Annotated in this window: 19 protein-coding genes and 1 pseudogene; 1 reads left to right on the top strand and 19 read right to left on the bottom strand. The window is 26.9% G+C overall.

What is annotated here, in order from left to right:
• Positions 1-5 precede the first annotated feature (5 nt).
• The 5 genes from rpmA to HMPREF2852_RS01560 form a co-directional block, all read right to left on the bottom strand.
• Complete coding sequence (gene rpmA, locus HMPREF2852_RS01580; RefSeq protein ID WP_004838789.1) at positions 6-299, bottom strand: 50S ribosomal protein L27; 294 nt, start codon at positions 297-299, stop codon at positions 6-8.
• A 1-nt stretch (position 300) separates the two neighbouring features.
• Positions 301-612: a ribosomal-processing cysteine protease Prp gene (locus tag HMPREF2852_RS01575; RefSeq protein WP_004838788.1), complete on the bottom strand. Its 312-nt coding sequence runs from the start codon at positions 610-612 to the stop codon at positions 301-303.
• The gene (gene rplU / locus HMPREF2852_RS01570; RefSeq protein WP_004838787.1) at positions 612-923 is read right to left on the bottom strand and encodes a 50S ribosomal protein L21; all 312 of its coding nucleotides are present in this window, start codon (positions 921-923) and stop codon (positions 612-614) included. Before rplU ends, HMPREF2852_RS01575 begins: the two co-directional genes overlap by 1 nt.
• A 99-nt stretch (positions 924-1,022) precedes the next feature.
• Complete coding sequence (gene thiI / locus HMPREF2852_RS01565) at positions 1,023-2,189, bottom strand: tRNA uracil 4-sulfurtransferase ThiI (RefSeq protein WP_070605500.1); 1,167 nt, start codon at positions 2,187-2,189, stop codon at positions 1,023-1,025.
• Complete coding sequence (locus tag HMPREF2852_RS01560; RefSeq protein WP_070605498.1) at positions 2,189-3,307, bottom strand: cysteine desulfurase family protein; 1,119 nt, start codon at positions 3,305-3,307, stop codon at positions 2,189-2,191. Before HMPREF2852_RS01560 ends, thiI begins: the two co-directional genes overlap by 1 nt.
• A 73-nt stretch (positions 3,308-3,380) precedes the next feature.
• On the opposite strand from HMPREF2852_RS01560, the gene HMPREF2852_RS01555 reads away from it, so the two are divergent.
• On the top strand, positions 3,381-4,301 hold the full coding sequence (locus tag HMPREF2852_RS01555; protein ID WP_070605496.1) for a ribonuclease H-like domain-containing protein: 921 nt from the start codon (positions 3,381-3,383) through the stop codon (positions 4,299-4,301).
• A gap of 5 nt (positions 4,302-4,306) precedes the next feature.
• Here the strand turns inward: HMPREF2852_RS01555 and HMPREF2852_RS01550 are convergent, their stop codons facing one another.
• The 14 genes and pseudogenes from HMPREF2852_RS01550 to HMPREF2852_RS09685 form a co-directional block, all read right to left on the bottom strand.
• Positions 4,307-4,993 (bottom strand): uracil-DNA glycosylase, encoded by a 687-nt coding sequence (locus HMPREF2852_RS01550; RefSeq protein ID WP_070605495.1) that lies wholly within the window; start codon positions 4,991-4,993, stop codon positions 4,307-4,309.
• On the bottom strand, positions 4,971-5,438 hold the full coding sequence (gene lspA / locus HMPREF2852_RS01545; protein WP_070605493.1) for a signal peptidase II: 468 nt from the start codon (positions 5,436-5,438) through the stop codon (positions 4,971-4,973). The genes HMPREF2852_RS01550 and lspA overlap by 23 nt, the downstream gene beginning before the upstream one ends.
• Positions 5,435-6,202: a YlmH/Sll1252 family protein gene (locus tag HMPREF2852_RS01540; RefSeq protein ID WP_070605491.1), complete on the bottom strand. Its 768-nt coding sequence runs from the start codon at positions 6,200-6,202 to the stop codon at positions 5,435-5,437. Before HMPREF2852_RS01540 ends, lspA begins: the two co-directional genes overlap by 4 nt.
• Before the next feature lie 22 nt (positions 6,203-6,224).
• Positions 6,225-6,800, bottom strand: coding sequence for a cell division protein SepF (locus HMPREF2852_RS01535; protein WP_070605489.1), 576 nt, complete (start codon positions 6,798-6,800; stop codon positions 6,225-6,227).
• Complete coding sequence (locus HMPREF2852_RS01530; protein WP_070605487.1) at positions 6,790-7,464, bottom strand: YggS family pyridoxal phosphate-dependent enzyme; 675 nt, start codon at positions 7,462-7,464, stop codon at positions 6,790-6,792. The genes HMPREF2852_RS01535 and HMPREF2852_RS01530 overlap by 11 nt, the downstream gene beginning before the upstream one ends.
• A 12-nt stretch (positions 7,465-7,476) precedes the next feature.
• Positions 7,477-8,457: an NAD(P)H-dependent glycerol-3-phosphate dehydrogenase gene (locus HMPREF2852_RS01525; protein ID WP_070605485.1), complete on the bottom strand. Its 981-nt coding sequence runs from the start codon at positions 8,455-8,457 to the stop codon at positions 7,477-7,479.
• A gap of 9 nt (positions 8,458-8,466) precedes the next feature.
• Positions 8,467-9,045 carry a glycerol-3-phosphate 1-O-acyltransferase PlsY gene (plsY, locus tag HMPREF2852_RS01520; protein ID WP_070605481.1) on the bottom strand — a complete coding sequence of 193 codons (579 nt, stop codon included), beginning with the start codon at positions 9,043-9,045 and terminating at the stop codon, positions 8,467-8,469.
• Positions 9,042-10,358, bottom strand: coding sequence for a ribosome biogenesis GTPase Der (gene der, locus HMPREF2852_RS01515; RefSeq protein ID WP_070605474.1), 1,317 nt, complete (start codon positions 10,356-10,358; stop codon positions 9,042-9,044). The genes plsY and der overlap by 4 nt, the downstream gene beginning before the upstream one ends.
• A 64-nt stretch (positions 10,359-10,422) precedes the next feature.
• Positions 10,423-10,836, bottom strand: coding sequence for a SoxR reducing system RseC family protein (locus tag HMPREF2852_RS01510; protein ID WP_004838775.1), 414 nt, complete (start codon positions 10,834-10,836; stop codon positions 10,423-10,425).
• A gap of 12 nt (positions 10,837-10,848) precedes the next feature.
• Positions 10,849-12,606: an aspartate--tRNA ligase gene (gene aspS / locus HMPREF2852_RS01505; RefSeq protein ID WP_070605471.1), complete on the bottom strand. Its 1,758-nt coding sequence runs from the start codon at positions 12,604-12,606 to the stop codon at positions 10,849-10,851.
• Positions 12,607-12,615: 9 nt separating this feature from the next.
• Positions 12,616-13,221 carry an MBL fold metallo-hydrolase gene (locus tag HMPREF2852_RS01500; RefSeq protein WP_070605468.1) on the bottom strand — a complete coding sequence of 202 codons (606 nt, stop codon included), beginning with the start codon at positions 13,219-13,221 and terminating at the stop codon, positions 12,616-12,618.
• Positions 13,221-13,670 (bottom strand): D-aminoacyl-tRNA deacylase, encoded by a 450-nt coding sequence (gene dtd, locus HMPREF2852_RS01495; RefSeq protein WP_070605465.1) that lies wholly within the window; start codon positions 13,668-13,670, stop codon positions 13,221-13,223. The genes HMPREF2852_RS01500 and dtd overlap by 1 nt, the downstream gene beginning before the upstream one ends.
• Positions 13,670-15,847, bottom strand: a complete 2,178-nt coding sequence (locus tag HMPREF2852_RS01490; protein ID WP_070605462.1) for a RelA/SpoT family protein — start codon at positions 15,845-15,847, stop codon at positions 13,670-13,672. The genes dtd and HMPREF2852_RS01490 overlap by 1 nt, the downstream gene beginning before the upstream one ends.
• An 8-nt stretch (positions 15,848-15,855) precedes the next feature.
• Positions 15,856-16,031, bottom strand: a pseudogene (locus tag HMPREF2852_RS09685) (single-stranded-DNA-specific exonuclease RecJ); the annotation flags it as partial.

Raw genomic sequence — 16,031 nt, 5'->3', positions numbered from 1 at the left:
CTCTATTAAGCAATGTCTTGCTTTGGATATACAGAAACTTGTTTTCTATTTTTTCCTTTTCTTTCAAATTTAACTACTCCTTGGCATACAGCAAAAAGTGTGTCATCTCCACCTTTTTTTACATTTTCGCCAGGGTGAATTTTTGTTCCTCTTTGTCTAACGATAATTGTTCCAGCATTTACTGTTTGTCCATCAGCTCTTTTAACGCCAAGTCTTTTTGCATTAGAATCTCTACCGTTTTTAGAAGAAGAAACTCCTTTTTTACTAGAAAATCTTTGTAAGTTTATGTTTAAAAACATCCTAAACCTCCCTATAATTTAAATTAACATATTCATTATAATTTGTGAGTAAAGTTTTAATACCTATTTCAAAATTATTTAAAATAATTTCAGATTTTTCATTTGAATTTTTTAGCGAAACTTTCATTTCGTTTTCATCATCAAAAAAATCAAAATCTATTTCATAATAATCTAGGGTATTTACCGCTGTGTATGATAAAATAGACACTGCAGCACAAACTATATCATATCCGTGTTGATCAAAATTTGCATGACCTTTTATTGCAAATCCTAATCTTTTTTCTTTTTTTATTAATAAAGTAACATCAATCATTAACAAGAAATATTGTTAATTTCAACTAAAGTATATGGTTGTCTATGACCTTTTTTAGTTTTTGATGCTTTTTTAGGTCTATATTTAAACACAACTATTTTTTTGTCTTTAGCTTGATCTTTTACAGTAGCTTCAACTTTTGCATTTTCAACTATTGGAGTTCCAACTTTTAAATCACTATCGCTTTTTACTAATAGTACATCTTCAAAGCTTACACTATCTCCTATTTCTGCATTAAGTTTTTCAACTCTAACTAGATCGCCTTCTGATACTTTATATTGTTTTCCACCTGTCTTAATTATAGCGTACATAGTACACCTCCTATTTAGATTCTCGCCAGTCAAGGTGATCAGTACCCATACTGAGCGGTTTACCATAATATATTACCAATAAATACAAGTTTTGTCAACTTATATATCAAATATTTCCATATTTTCAATTGCCTTATTTTCTAGATTTTCAATATCTAAATTACTTTCACTTTCTTTTATATATTTTAGTTTTGGTTTTGTAATTGGATTTGATGGGGCAAAAATTGAGCAACAATCATCATAAGGTTCAATACTTTTTTCATAAGAACCAATGAATAATGCCCTATCAATTATTTCTGTTTTATCAAGTGCAATTAATGGTTTAAAAATTGGAAGTTTTATTGCATCTTCTATTACAGTCATAGACTCAACCGTTTGACTTGCAACTTGACCTAAACTTTCTCCTGTAATTAAAGCATCATAACTATTTTTTTCTGAAATTTTTTCAGCTATTCTCATCATAAATCTTCTTGATAAAATTGTTGTTTGATTTCTATGGCAATTTTTATTTATTGCCTTGTAAATTTCTGCCATATTTACAGAATATATTCTCATATTTCCAGTATATTGGGACAATATTTTTCCTAAATCAATAGCTTTTTGCAAGGCTCTTTTTGATGTAAATGGATAAGAATGAAAATGCAGACAATTAATTCTCATTCCTCTTTTTGCCATCATAAAACCTGCAACTGGTGAATCAATTCCTCCTGATAATAACAAAAGTCCATTTCCACTTGAGCCTAGTGGAAGTCCTCCCATTCCTTCGTGTCTATTTGCATAAACATAAGCGTATTTTTTTATATCTATAAAAACTTTAAAATCTGGATTATGAACGTCAACTTTTAAATTATTTTTTTTGGCATAATTTTTTAGGATAAAACCACCCATCATTTGTGAAAATTCTGGAGATTTTATTTCGAAAGACTTATCAACCCTATTTGTTATGACTTTAAAAGTTTTATTTTTTATATCCATATTATCTAAAATTTCTTTTAGAGCATTTTCTATAGATTCTTTATTTTTGTCGCATCTTTTAATTTCTGAAATATAAATTATTCCGAAAACTTTTTTTATTTCTCTAATAAGATCATCAAAATCATTTTTATCGGCATTTATATATAATTTTGAGCTTTCAAGATACATATCTTCATAGCCAATGTCTTTTATATTTCTTTTTATATTATCGATTGCAGCTTTAAAAAATTTATTTCTATTTTTTCCTTTTAAAAATAATTCCCCAAAGCTTACTGATAGTAAATCTTCCATTAAAACACCTTTCTTATTTCTTCTACATAAGTATATAATTTACTAGCTACTAAATCCAAATCTTCTATGGAAATATCATTTGAAAATGAAAATCTAATAGCTCCATCCATATATTTTTCATTTAAATTAAGCGCTGAAAGTATCCTGCTATTATTTCCTTTTGAGCAAGCCGAACCGCTTGATACATAAATTTCATCTGATTCTAGCATGTGAAGTAAAACTTCTGATTTTATTTTACCAAAAGATATATTTAATATATAAGGACTTGAATTTTCTAATGGAGAATTTACGTGAATATCAGAAAACTTATCCAAAATTTTATTTCTTAAATAAATATTTAAATTTTTAACATAATAAAAATCTTCTTTTTCTTTTGATAATTCTAATGCCTTAGCAAAGCTGTAAATTGCAGGAGCATTGGTTGTACCTGAAGAAAATATTTCTTGCCTTCCCCCATACATTAAGGGTTTAATTTTATTTTTAAAGGAATTTTTAATATATAAACCACCAATTCCTTTTGGTCCATGAACTTTATGTGACGAAAAGCTCATAGCATCAACGCCTAATTTTTTAACATCACATGAAATTTTACCTAATGCTTGAGTTGCATCTATATGAAATAAAATATCCTTATTTTTTTTCTTAATGACATCAGAAATTTTTCTTATATCTTGAATACTTCCTATTTCATTTTGAACATAAATTATTGATACTAATTTTGTTTTTTCATCAATAGCTTTTTCTAATTTATCAACATCAACAAATCCAAATTCATCATTTGAAATTAGTTTTACTTCCTCATAAATTGAATTATCAAAAGCATCAATAACAGACGAATGTTCTAATTTTGTTGTTATCGCCTTATTATTTTCACCTGCTAATGAATTTATTACTATATTATTGGATTCTGTTGCTCCTTTTGTAAAATAAATTTCACTTTCATTTGCATTTATGTAAGAGGAAATAATTTCTCTAGCCTCTTTTACTTTATTTTCCACATCCATACCAAAACTATGTAAAGCAGATGGATTGGCAAAAAAATTTTTTTCAAAATCTTTTTCTATATCAATAACTTCATCATACATTTTTGTTGTAGCAGCATTATCTAAATATATCATTTTATCACATCCTTTAACTTATTTATTATATTATTAGAAAGAAAATAAATCAAATATAAGGTATAGTATAAGTATGTTATGTGTTAGATACCCTTTTTATGGGAAAAATTTAAAAAAAGATGAATGTATTTTAGATATTGAAACTACAGGACTTGATCCAAAAAAAGATAAGCTTGTAGTTTTAGGACTAATATATTTTGATTATAAAAAAAATAAATTTTATATAGACCAATATTTTTCAAAAAATGATAAAGAAGAAGTAAAATTATTAAAAATTTATAAAGAAAAAATTCAAAACAAAAAATTAATAACCTATAATGGAGATATTTTTGACCTACCTTTTTTAAATATTAGATTAATAGAAAATAAAGAAGAACCAATATGGCAAATTAATTTGGACCTTTATAAAATTATAAAGAATAAAAGAAAATTAATTGAATTTGATTCTATGAAACTTACTAATATTGAAAAAATTGTTGGAATAGAAAGAAATGACCCATCTCGATACAAGGTTATTAGTAAATTAAGTGATGATATTAAAAATAGGAACAATCCACGGCCTATATTAATTCATAATAAAAATGACTTAATAGCAACAGAAGCTATTGCTAACATTGAAGAAATTATTAATGATGAACTTTCATTTGAAATAAATAATTACAAAATTCACTTAGATAGTGCTTATATTGATAAGGATATTGCCTATATAAATTTTATTTCCAATAAAATTTTAAAAAAATCATATTTTCGTGGAGAAAACTATTCATTAAATATTAACGACTATTCTATTGAATTAAAAATTATAGTTTTGTATGGGAAATTATCAAAAAATTCATCGGGTTTTGTAACAGTTAATAATTTTAATATCGAAAATAAAGGAAAGTATAAAATAAATAAAAATTTAATATCCATAATGGAAGATAAGATTTTTTCTTGTGAAAATATCTTAAATATTATGAAATTTTTAATCGAAAAAGAGACTGTTACAGAATGAATAAATCATTTTGCAACAGTCTCTTCTATTTGCCAATCAATTGGACTCATATTATTTTTTATTAAAAAATCATTGGTTTTTGAAAATGGTTTTGAACCAAAAAATCCTCTATGAGCTGCGAATGGAGATGGGTGAGCACTTTTTAAAATTAAATGTCTATTATTTGTTATTAGCTCTTCTTTAGATTGAGCAAACTTGCCCCAAAGAATAAATACAAGAGGTTTTTCTCTTTGATTTAATAATTTTATAATATTATCAGTTAATATTGTCCACCCTATGTCTTTGTGAGAATTTGCTTGATGAGCTCTAACTGTTAATGTGGAATTTAATAACAAAACTCCTTGATTAGCCCATTTAATTAAATTTCCATTATTAGGTATATATAAGCCTAAATCATCATGTAATTCTTTGTAAATATTTAACAATGATGGAGGTGTTTTTATACCTTCTTGAACAGAAAAAGAAAATCCATGAGCTTGCCCCACACCATGGTAAGGATCTTGTCCTAATATTACAACTTTTGTATCTTCATAAGAAACTTTTTTTAATGCATTAAAAATATCATACATATTTGGATAAATTGTATAATTTTTATATTCATTAATAAGATTTTTTCTTAATCTAATATAATAATCTTTTTTCCATTCATCTTTTAAAATTTCATCCCAATCATTTCCTATTTGAACTGACATTTTCTTCTCCATCCATTTTTCCGAAAATTATAAAAATAATCAACAAAACTGATCCAGTTGTAACCAAAATATCTGCTACATTAAAAACTGGAAAATCAAAAAAAGAAAATTCTATAAAATCTACAACAAATCCATGAAATAATCTGTCATAGAAATTCCCTAAAGCTCCAGAAACAATTAAAGATAATGAAATGTTTAATAATTTTGGATTGCTTTTTATGTTTCTAATGAAATAATACAATAAATAAATAACAACAACTAAAGTCAATACAATAAAAAATATCCTCTTATTTTGTAATATCCCAAAAGCTGCACCCCTGTTTTCTACATAAAGAAAATTAATAAAACTTGTAAAAACTGGATTTTCAATAAAATGTGATATTGCATAAGCTTTTGTAAACCTATCTAGTATTATTCCAATAATTATTAAAATTGTGTAAATCATTTATACTTCCTATATTCTATGTGATAATTATCTTTTTTACTCTTTCCTATTACCTTATCAAAAATAAATCTGCCTTCTTTTCTAATCGAAATTAAAGAATTTTCATCAATAATTTTTGAAGGATTATCAATAATTTGATAATTAACCTTAACTGATCTTCTTTGAATTAAAATCTTTGCCTTTGACCTTGAAAGATTTATAAATTCACTAACAATATTATCAAGTCTAAGCGAAGAAACAAATCCTCTATTTTCTATATAATCAATTTTTTGCAAATTTAAAATATTATCTTTTTTAAAATCAATATTTACTCTTTCATTTTTTATTTTACTTAGGTTAAATTTAACAAAATCCTTATCCTTATTTAAAACTACAAATTCGCAAATTTCATCTCCAACATAAATATCTCCAATATCATTTCTTTCAAGACCTAAGTTTAAAAGAGCTCCAAGGACATCTGGATGTTTTATATTATTTTTTTTAAATTTTAATACACTTATGTAGTCTTTAGTATTAATTTCATTCGAATAAGGGTTTGCAACAAATATTTGTCTTTCGCTAGATTCATTGCATGACAAAAAAACTATCTCTATATTATTAATTTTTGCTATATCATTTAATACAGAAATCTCAAATGGATTTAAGAAAAAACTTGGAACTTCCTTTCTAGTATAAAATGATTTTTCTAATAAAGAGATAGCTTTTTTTATATTTGCTTTGACATATTTATCTTCAACAAAATCAATATTATATTCTAATTTCATAAAAGATTTATTAAATTACAAATTATAATTGATTGTAATTTCCGCTAGAAATTTGATCTTCTACATAATTATCAATATCTACGCCCTTTGGACAAATTACAAAAATTCCTTTAGAAACTTTTTCTACTGTTCCCTCAAGAGCATAAACAGCACCAGATACAAAATCTAAAATTTGTCTTTTTTTGTCAACTTCAAGCATTTCAAGATTTAATACTACAACTTTTTTATCTAAAATATCATCGACAATTTTTGGACCATCTTCATCGTAGCTTAATGGTTCTTGAATAGAAATTCTAAAAGAATTTGATGTGCTTTTTCCGAAGCTTCTATTATTACTATTCATACTAACTATATTGTCTCCTCCCCTAATTTTTCTAGCTTTGTTATTAGAAGAATAATCATTTGAAAATGATGAATAGGTGCTTGTCTTAGCGTTATCTGAGCCCATTGAGCTGTTAAAATCATAAGTTGAGCTAGGGCTGTAAGTTTTTTCAGTTTTTTCGCTAGTTTTTTCTACTTCTTCCTCTTCATCAACTTCTTCATCATATTCATCGTAATCATCGTCAATTCCTATAAATTCTTTAAATTTATCTAACATTTTTATACATCCTTTTACCAAATATTTTTGATCCTACTCTAATTATATTAGCCCCTTCTTCAAGAGCTATTTTATAATCATGAGTCATTCCCATAGAAAGATATTTCATTTCAATATTATTATAACTTAAATTGAATAATTTTTCGAATATTTTTTTAAGTTCCCTAAAGCAATTTCTAATAAGATTTTCATCTTCTGTATTAGGAGCCATAGTCATTAAACCTTTTATGTTAATATTATCTAATTTTGAAGCCTCTTCAATCACTTTATCAATCTCATCAACAAAAAAACCTGACTTTGTTTCTTCCTTTGAAACATTTACTTGTATCAAACAATCTTGAACAATTGATAAAGATTTTGCACGGCTATTAATCTTTTTTAAAATTTTTAAAGAATCAACCGAATGAATTAATGAAACTTCGCCTACAATTTTATTAACCTTATTAGTTTGTAAATGACCTATCAAATGCCAATTAATATCTTCTGGCATTTTTTCTTTTTTTTCTATTAATTCTTGAACTTTATTTTCTCCAAAATCCCTTAAACCGTAATTGTAAACTTCCATAATTTTATCTATTCCATGAGTTTTTGTTACAGCTAAAAGATTAGCATCATAATTTTCTAAGTCTTTTTTTAAATCATCAATATTATCTTTTATACTCATAACACATCCAATCTAATATTCGCTTTTTTTATCTCTATTCATCAAAACTTCAACAGAATCCTTTGGATTTTTATTTTCAAAAATCACCTTATAAATTTCGTTTGTAATAGGTAGCTCTATATTTTCTTTTTTTGATAGATTATAAAGAGCCTTTGTAGTTGGTATTCCCTCAACAACTGTTTTAACTTCCTTACAAGCATCATCTAATGAATAGCCTTTTCCAAATAATATTCCACACCTATTATTTCTTGAATGCATGCTTGTAGCAGTAACAATCAAATCTCCTATTCCACAAAGTCCATTTATTGTTTTTCTATCTGCTCCTTGGCTTATGGCAAATTTATTCATTTCATAGATTCCTCTAGTCATAATCGCAGCCTTGGTATTATCTCCAAATCCCAAACCTGTAACCATTCCTATACCAAAAGCAAGAACATTTTTTATAGCTCCACCAATTTCACATCCTATTACATCAGTTGAAGTATATACTCTTAAATAATATTTTGAAAATATATCTTGAATTTCTTTTGCGATTTTTTCATCTTCACAAGCACAAACCAAAGCTGTAGGCATTTTTCTAATCACTTCTTCAGCATGACTTGGCCCTGACAAAACTGCATAAGTACAGTTCGGATTTAATTCATAAACGACCTTTGATATTGTTTTTAATGTTTTAATTTCTATTCCTTTGGATAAATTAATCAAAATTTTTCCATCAAGGCCATCTTTTATATTGCTTAATACTTCTCTTGTCTTTTGACTTGGTATAGCATTTATTATAATTTTATTTTCTAATAAGTCTTCTATTTTATTAGTAGCCTTTATATTTTCACTTAATTTTATATCAGCAAAATATTTTTTATTGATATGAAAATTATTTATATTATCTACATCTTCAATATTTCTAGCATACATTAAAACTTCATTGTCTTTTGAAAGGAAATCAGCAATAGCACTTGCCCAACTTCCTGCACCAATAATTGAAATTTTCATAATACTCCTTTAAAACATTTTCTTTTCTTCGTGATTTTTAATTCTAATTATATTTGACCTATGTTCAATTATAATAGTAATTGCAACAAATAATATAATTAGTGTAAAGGCACTTAGACCTTGAAAATAATAAGAAATAAATGGAGCAAGTAAACTTGCACTTAATGATGCTTTTGAAACTGTTCTTGTAAGTAAGAAAACTATTAAAAATAAAATTAATAGACACAAGAATACTCTCAAATCATAAGCAAACAATGCTCCAGCAGATGTTGCTACTCCTTTTCCACCCTTAAATTTTAAAAAAATTGAAAATATATGACCTAAAACCACAAAAATAAGAGCAGTTAATGCGTATTTTTCACCAAGGAAAAACATGGAAAAATAAACTGCTACTAATCCCTTAGCCATATCTAAAAACAAGCAAAAGCAACCTGCAAGAGCTCCAAAATTTCTAAATACATTTGTAGTTCCAGGATTTCCACTTCCCATAATTCTTATATCTTTTTTGAAAAAAACTTTAGCTATTATATAAGAAAAAGGGATAGAACCAATTAAATATGAAAAAAGTGCAACTAAAACAAATTTCATTTTTCTTTCCTTTCTCTAATTTCAAAAGTAAAAGGTACTCCTTGAAGACTATAATTTTGTCTAATTTGATTTTCCAAATATCTTTGATATGAAAAATGCATCAACTCTTTGTCGTTTACATGCAATAAAAACTTTGGTGGAGCTGTTTGAACTTGTGAGATATAAAATATTTTCAACCTTTTTCCCTTATCTTGAGGCGGTGCCGTCATCATTATTGCATCTTGCAAGATAGTATTTAATACTCCAGTTTTTATTCTTGTGTGATAATTGCTATTTACAATTTCAATTAAATTCAAAAGATCTGTAATCCTTTGTCCTTTTAGAACTGAAATGAAAATAATTGGGGCATATAAGGCAAAAGAAAGTTTATTTCTAATTTCTTTTTCCATATTTTTCATTGTGTTTGTTTCTTTTTGGACCTTATCCCATTTATTAACAGCAATTATAATTGCTTTTTTTTGATTGTGAGCATATCCTGCTATTTTTGTATCTTGTTCAGTTACTCCAACTGTTGCATCTATTAAAAATAAACAAATTTCTGAGCTATCAACAGCATCAAAAGTTCTTTGATTAGCATAATATTCTATATTATCGCTTACTTTATTTTTTCTCCTAAGTCCTGCCGTGTCAATCAAAACATAATTATTGCCTTTATATTGCCAATAAGTATCTATGGCATCTCTTGTAGTTCCTGCAATATCGGTAACAATCATTCTTTCTTCATTCAAAAGATGATTTACAAGAGATGATTTGCCAGCATTAGGTTTTCCAATTATTGCTATTCTTGTAGCATCTAAATCTGTATCAAATTTAGAAAAATCTATAAAACCAACAATTTTATCTAACAAATCTCCAAGATTTTTTGAACCTTCTGCAGATGTACTAATCAAATCATCAAAACCAAATTGATAAAAATCATAAATATGATCTGGTATATTTGCTCCATCAATTTTGTTTGCTACAACTATAACTTTTTTATTATATTTTCTAATTTCATCAGCTATTTCATAATCGTGTGGATTTATTCCTTCTCTTCCATCTACAACAAAAAGAATTAAATCACTTTCTAATAAGGCTTTTTCAACTTGAGACTTTATTTCTTGATTCATAAGTTCTTTATTTGAAATATCAAGTCCACCTGTATCAGCTAGTATAAATTCATGACCTACCCATTCAACTTTATCATAAACCCTATCCCTAGTAACTCCGTTTACATCTTCTGTAATAGCTTTTCTTTTTCCAACTAATTTATTAAATAATGTCGATTTACCAACATTAGTTCTTCCTACTAGTGTAACTATTGGTGCATTCATTATATTCTCCGTTAATTTTAAGATAAATAAATAGATAAAGTTAGCAAAGCTAACCTTATCTATATTAGGCTTTTCTTATTGTAATTATATCCTTATTTTCATATCTCTTATCCATCATTCTTAAAATAAAAATAGATATTGCTAAAAATAAAAATATAAACAAAACAGTAAGTAAATTATTATCTAGAAACTTATCCTTAAATATTGTATTAGCTAAAACAGCTCCAAATATCATCATAAAAACTGGAAATAAATAAGTGAAATAAGAAAGTCTATTTACAGTTTTTACATCTGAATCTAGATAAACAAAATCGCCAGGATTTAGATTTTCATTAGTAAATGTAGTGTAGTAAGATGGTTTTATTTCACAACCACCACATGAAGAGCAAGATCCACATCCTGATTCCTTTTGAATCATTACTTTTACATTGCCATTTAAGTTTTCTACGACTATTCCTTTTTTACTAATAGTTTGCATCCGATGCTCCTCTTATTCTTTTACCTCAATGCTTAATTCATTTAAACTTTTTTCATCAACTATACTTGGCGCTTGAGTTAATGGACAAGTTGCTGATTGAGTTTTTGGAAATGCAATAATATCTTTAATATTTTCAGTTTTTGCAAATAACATTACCAACCTATCAAGTCCATAAGCAAGTCCTGCATGAGGAGGTGTTCCATATTGTAAAGCTTCTATAAAGAAACCAAATTTTTGCTCTATGTCATCATCAGATAATTTCAAAGCCTTAAATACTTTTTCTTGAAGTTCTTGATTGTTTATTCTTACTGAACCTCCACCCATCTCATCTCCATTTATTACAATATCATAAGCTTGAGTTCTTACCTTTTCAGGTTCTGTAGGTAATAAATCAATATCTTCTTCGTTTGGCATTGTAAATGGATGGTGTTGTGAAACGTATCTGTCTTCTTCTTCGCTATATTCAAACATAGGGAAGTTTACAACCCAACAAAAAGCATATTCTTTTTCATAAAGATTTTGATCTTTTGCAACTTTTCTTCTTAAAGCTCCAAGTCCTTCAAGAACAGTTTTATTTTTATCAGCTCCAATTAAAATCAAATCATTATCAGAAATATCTAATTTTTCTATTAAATTTTCAACAATTTCGTCAGTTAAGAATTTTTTAATAGAAGAATTAATGTCATCTTTTGAATTAAATTTAATAAAACTCAATCCTTTTAAGCCATAATCTTTTACAAAATCTGTTAATTTATCTAATTGCTTTCTTGAATAATTTGATGCTTGTCCTTTAAAATTGATTGCTCTTACTGAATGACCTTCTTTGATATTATCTGTGAAAACTTTAAAATCACAATCTTTAAATATTTCTGAAATATCATTTATCTTATATCCATATCTTAAATCTGGTTTATCAGATCCGTATGAATTCATAGCTTCCGAATAATCCATTCTTTGGATTGGAAGTTTTAAATCATAGTCAGTAAAATTATCAAAAAGTGTTTTTAATAATCCTTCATTCACTTTAATAACATCATCTTGATCAGCAAAACTTAATTCAAGATCTAGTTGTGTAAATTCTGGTTGTCTATTTGCTCTTAAATCTTCATCTCTAAAACATTTTACTATTTGGAAATACCTATCCAATGAACCAATCATCAACAATTGTTTCATTAATTGTGGAGATTGTGGCAATGCGTAAAATTTACCTTGATTAACTCTTGATGGAACCAAATAATCTCTTGCTCCTTCTGGAGTTGGTTTTGTAAGAAATGGTGTTTCAACTTCTGTAAATCCATTATCATACATATACTCTCTCATACACCTAACAATATCAGATCTTAATTTTAAATTTTTTTGAACTGATTGTTTTCTCATATCAAGGTATCTGTATTTTAATTTTAAATTTTCACTTACATCATCATCTTCTTTAATATAAATAGGAGGTGTTTTTGCCTTATCTAAAATATTGATTTTACTAGCTATTATTTCTATGTTTCCTGTTGGAATTTCAGGATTTTTAGATTCTCTTTCTCTTACTTCTCCCTTAACTTCCAAAACATATTCTCCAGCTACATCTTTTACTATTTTATAATTTTCATTATCATCTTCACGTGTTACAATTTGTGTTATACCTGTTTTATCTCTAAGGTCTATAAACACCAATGAGCCTAGATTTCTTTTTTTGGCAACCCAGCCCATCAAAACAACTTCTTCTCCAATATTTTCTTCTCTAAGTTCGCCACACATGCGACTTCTTTTAAATTCCATACTAACCTCCTAATTTAAAAATGGATTATTTTCTTTTTCAAAACCAATATTACTTGATTCTCCATGTCCTGGATGAATCTTTGTTTTTTCATCATATATAAATATTTTATTTTTTATAGAATTAATCAAAGTGTTAAAATTTCCTCCTGGAAAATCACTTCTTCCAATTGATAAATTAAATAAAGTATCTCCAGAAAAAATATCATCTTCAATTTTATATGACATTGAATCTAAACTATGACCTTGAGTTTTGATAGCTTTTATTTTGAATGGAGAAAAAACTTCTCCATCTTTTAAATATGAATCAATTTCTACATTTATATTGCAATAACCTCTAGATAAATTATAGTCTGGATCATTTGCAATATTTTTACTATCATCACTAGCGTAAACATCTACATTCAATTTGTTTTTAAAATATTCAAGCCCCAACACATGATCAAAATGTGTATGAGTTAATAAAATAAACTCTATATTAATTTTATTCTTATCTATATAATTTTCAATTTTTCCACCTGGATAAACTGGGTCAATCAAAAATCCATTTTTATTTTCGTCATAAATTACGTAACAATTAGCCATCATTGGCCCTTCAGTGATTTTTTTAATATTCATTAATACAACCTTTCACTATCAAGCTGTATAGTAACAGGTCCATCATTTATTAATGAAACTTCCATATGTGTTTGAAATTTTCCAGTTTTTACATTAAATCCATCATCTTTTAACTCATTAATCAATATTTCGTAATATTCTTCTGCCTTATCTGCACTTGATGAATTGATAAATGAAGGTCTATTTCCTTTTCTTGCATCGCCATATAAGGTAAATTGGCTTACAATTAATAATTCGCCCCCCTCATCTTCTACAGACAAATTCATTTTTCCTTGGTCATCTTCAAAAATTCTTAATTTTTCAATTTTCTTTTTTATATAATCAATATCTTTTTTTGTATCAGAATCTGTTACTGCTACAAAAACTAATAATCCCTCTCCTATTTCTGAAATCAACTCATCAGAAACTTTTACACTTGCTTTTTTTACTTTTTGTACAATTGCTCTCATTAACTTTTCACCCTATATATACTTTCAATCATTTTTATTGTTTTCAATTTCATAATTAATTCATTAAGTTTTTCTGTATTTGGAACTGAAACTGTAAGATCAATAATTCCTTCATGATTTTCATTACTTCTTACATTCATCGCCTCAATGCTTACATTTTCCGTTGAAATCAATTTAGTTATTTCAAAAATAATTCCAGTTTTATCTTTTGTTGTAATTTGTATTCTTACAGGGAACATATCATCAGAATTATTTTGCCAATATACATCAATTAATCTTTCTGGAGATTTTAAGCTTGTTATATTTGGGCAAGTCCTTACATGAACGCTTATACCATTTCCTTTTGTAATATATCCAACAATTTGATCTCCTGGTACTGGATTACAACATTTTGCAAATTTTACATCCACTTGGTCATCAAGATCGCTTACCCTTACTTCATTAGAAAAAGATTTTTTTGGTTTTTCCTTATTTATATCTAAATCTTCAATTTTTTTAGGCAATTCATCTTTGTGTTTTTTTATCAATTTTTGAATTATTTGGTCTGTATTTGTTTTGCCAAATCCAATCGATGCAAACATTTCATCTTTTGTTGGATAACCTAAGTCGTTTGCAATTTCTATTAGCCAATCATCTTTTATGTCTTTTTTGTAAATCTCGTTTGATTTTCTAAGTTCTCTGTATAAGGAATCTTTTCCTATTTCAATATTTTCTTCTTTTCTATATCTTTTGAAAAATTGTTTGATTTTGCTTTTGGCTTGGTTTGATTGGACCATATTTAGCCAATCTCTTGATGGACCTTGAGAATTCTTACTTGTAAGAATTTCAACTACATCTCCTGTATTTAGCTTGTGGGAAAATGGAACGATTTTTCCATTTACTTTGGCTCCAACGCATTTATTTCCAACTTCTGTGTGAACTCTATAAGCAAAATCAATTGCACAAGAATTTACAGGCAAAGAATAAATCTCTCCTTTTGGAGAATAAATATATATTTCTTTTGAGAAAAAATCTCCTTTTAAGGTATCAAGAAATTCCTTACTATCTACATCCTTGCCACCTTCTTTTTGCCATTCCATAATTTGTCTAATAAAAGTAAGTTTTTCATCAAATTCTGTTGATTTACTTTTATTTTCTTTGTATTTCCAGTGAGCTGCAATTCCATATTCGCATTCATAATGCATTTGCCTTGTTCTTATTTGAACTTCAAATGGCTTAGAATCTTCTCCAAATACTGTTGTATGCAAAGACCTATAACCATTTGGTTTTGGCTGTCCAATATAATCTTTAATTCTATTTGGAATTGGTCTCCAGATTGAATGAACTTTTCCCAAAACTTCATAGCAATCTGCAACCGTATCAACCAAAACTCTAACAGCTGTCATATCATAAATTTCGTTAAATTCAATTTTATTTCTACTCATTTTTTTATAAATTGAAAATAAACCTTTTGGTCTTCCAGAAATTTCATAATTTATATTTGAGGATGAAAGAGCCTTATCCAAAGTTTCAATTATTTGATTTATGTATGCTTCTCTTTCTCTTCTTTTATTGTGAACCATTTGAGCAAGCTCATAATATTCTTCAGGTTTTTGATACCTAAAACACAAATCCTCAAGCTCCCATTTCATAGTATATATTCCAAGCCTATGTGCTAGTGGAACATAAATTTCCAAAGTTTCACTTGCTGTTTGCTTTTGTTTTTTTTCAGTCTTATATTCCAAAGTTCTCATATTATGCAAACGGTCAGCAAGCTTTATCAAAATAACCCTAATGTCATTACTCATAGCCAAAACCATTTTTCTTATATTTTCGGCTTGTTTTTCTTCTTTTGTTTTGTAATTTAATTTTTTAAGTTTTGTAACTCCATCTACTAAAAAAGTTATTTCTTCCCCGAAAATTTCTTTCATTTGTTCTTCCGTTACAGGTGTATCTTCCAAAACGTCATGCATCAATCCTGCGCAAATTGTTTGGTCATCTAACTGCATATTAGATATAGTTGTTGCAACAGCTATTGGGTGAATAAAATAATCTTCTCCAGAATTTCTTTTTTGACCTCTGTGATGATATTCAGCAAAATCATAAGCCTTTTTTATTAAATTAATATCTGCATGTTCATTATTTTTTAAAATAATTTTTTTGAAATTTAAAAATTCTTTTTGAAAATCTTTTGCCATAATATCACCTACCTTATATCTATTAATTTCACTTGTAAATTTCTTCTACCATTAAATTCATTTATATCTGGATAAAATACAGCATCAATTTTATTTCCTATTATATTTGCCTTAAATTTATCACTTAAATATTTATAATCTTTTTGTGCGTTAAACTTTATAGCTTCTATATCACGACCATTTT

The organism is Anaerococcus sp. HMSC065G05, from assembly GCF_001812365.1.
Taxonomy (GTDB): domain Bacteria; phylum Bacillota; class Clostridia; order Tissierellales; family Peptoniphilaceae; genus Anaerococcus; species Anaerococcus vaginalis.
This window is presented reverse-complemented; position numbering and strand designations above follow the sequence as displayed.

Coding starts and splice junctions, on each gene's coding strand:
- rpmA (WP_004838789.1), bottom strand. CDS start 299: ATGTTTTTAAACATAAACTTACAAAGATTTTCTAGTAAAAAAGGAGTT.
- HMPREF2852_RS01575 (WP_004838788.1), bottom strand. CDS start 612: ATGATTGATGTTACTTTATTAATAAAAAAAGAAAAAAGATTAGGATTT.
- rplU (WP_004838787.1), bottom strand. CDS start 923: ATGTACGCTATAATTAAGACAGGTGGAAAACAATATAAAGTATCAGAA.
- thiI (WP_070605500.1), bottom strand. CDS start 2,189: ATGGAAGATTTACTATCAGTAAGCTTTGGGGAATTATTTTTAAAAGGA.
- HMPREF2852_RS01560 (WP_070605498.1), bottom strand. CDS start 3,307: ATGATATATTTAGATAATGCTGCTACAACAAAAATGTATGATGAAGTT.
- HMPREF2852_RS01555 (WP_070605496.1), top strand. CDS start 3,381: ATGTTATGTGTTAGATACCCTTTTTATGGGAAAAATTTAAAAAAAGAT.
- HMPREF2852_RS01550 (WP_070605495.1), bottom strand. CDS start 4,993: ATGTCAGTTCAAATAGGAAATGATTGGGATGAAATTTTAAAAGATGAA.
- lspA (WP_070605493.1), bottom strand. CDS start 5,438: ATGATTTACACAATTTTAATAATTATTGGAATAATACTAGATAGGTTT.
- HMPREF2852_RS01540 (WP_070605491.1), bottom strand. CDS start 6,202: ATGAAATTAGAATATAATATTGATTTTGTTGAAGATAAATATGTCAAA.
- HMPREF2852_RS01535 (WP_070605489.1), bottom strand. CDS start 6,800: ATGTTAGATAAATTTAAAGAATTTATAGGAATTGACGATGATTACGAT.
- HMPREF2852_RS01530 (WP_070605487.1), bottom strand. CDS start 7,464: ATGAGTATAAAAGATAATATTGATGATTTAAAAAAAGACTTAGAAAAT.
- HMPREF2852_RS01525 (WP_070605485.1), bottom strand. CDS start 8,457: ATGAAAATTTCAATTATTGGTGCAGGAAGTTGGGCAAGTGCTATTGCT.
- plsY (WP_070605481.1), bottom strand. CDS start 9,045: ATGAAATTTGTTTTAGTTGCACTTTTTTCATATTTAATTGGTTCTATC.
- der (WP_070605474.1), bottom strand. CDS start 10,358: ATGAATGCACCAATAGTTACACTAGTAGGAAGAACTAATGTTGGTAAA.
- HMPREF2852_RS01510 (WP_004838775.1), bottom strand. CDS start 10,836: ATGCAAACTATTAGTAAAAAAGGAATAGTCGTAGAAAACTTAAATGGC.
- aspS (WP_070605471.1), bottom strand. CDS start 12,606: ATGGAATTTAAAAGAAGTCGCATGTGTGGCGAACTTAGAGAAGAAAAT.
- HMPREF2852_RS01500 (WP_070605468.1), bottom strand. CDS start 13,221: ATGAATATTAAAAAAATCACTGAAGGGCCAATGATGGCTAATTGTTAC.
- dtd (WP_070605465.1), bottom strand. CDS start 13,670: ATGAGAGCAATTGTACAAAAAGTAAAAAAAGCAAGTGTAAAAGTTTCT.
- HMPREF2852_RS01490 (WP_070605462.1), bottom strand. CDS start 15,847: ATGGCAAAAGATTTTCAAAAAGAATTTTTAAATTTCAAAAAAATTATT.